The 770-nt window shown below is 66.4% G+C and carries 1 protein-coding gene; it reads right to left on the minus strand.

The genetic code is table 11. The annotated features are described in order from the left end of the window. Nucleotides 1-770 (minus strand): FG-GAP-like repeat-containing protein (locus AQI88_RS29000; RefSeq protein WP_167357485.1); only part of this gene is annotated, 770 nt, incomplete at both ends.

Genomic DNA, 770 nt, shown 5'->3' on the forward strand with positions numbered 1-770 from the left:
GTTGGCGTCCTGGATGCGGGTCTCGGTGCCGAGGGCGGAGGGCGTGGTGCCGACGTAGTTGTCGAGTTCACCGTCGGACCACTGCACCATCAGGTCCCACTTCTGGTTGCCGGAGAACTCGCCGCTGGTGAGCAGGTTGGCGTGGGTCCAGGTGGAGTTGGCGTCCTTGAGCTTGTGTTCCTGGCCGAAGCTGCCGGCGCTCACATTGGTGTAGAGGGTGAGTTCGCCGTCGGACCAGCGCACCATCAGGTCGGTGACGTAGGTGGAGGCGTTGAAGCGGCCCGCGGTGATCTGGGTGGCGTGCTGCCAGGTCGAGTTGGGTCCGATCATCTGGGTGCCGGCCACGTTGAGGCCGTTGGTGCCGACGTCGCCGTAGAGCGTGACCTCGCCGTCGGACCAGCGCACCATCAGGTCGAAGCGGTTCGATCCGGTGAAGTCGCCCGCGGTGATGGTCTCCGCGTGGGTCCAGGTGGAGTTGGCGGCCCTCAGTTGGCGTTCGGAGATGAAGTGGCCGTTGCCGTCGTTGGTGTAGAGGGTCACCTCGCCGTCGGTCCACACCACGATCAGGTCGCTGTGGCCGGCGCCGCTGAAGTCGCCCGCTGCCATGAGCTTGGCGTGCTGCCAGGTCTCACCGCTGCCCATGGAGTAGGGCAGGGAAGGCTGGTGGTAGGGGCCGTGGTCGGTGTGGAGGCCGTGCTGGGCGTCGTCGTAGAGCTGGAAGAACCGGTCGCCGTGCAGCGGGCTGTAGGTGATCCGGTTGTACAGCGGGT

The organism is Streptomyces cellostaticus (genome assembly GCF_001513965.1).
GTDB classification, from domain to species: Bacteria; Actinomycetota; Actinomycetes; order Streptomycetales; family Streptomycetaceae; genus Streptomyces; species Streptomyces cellostaticus.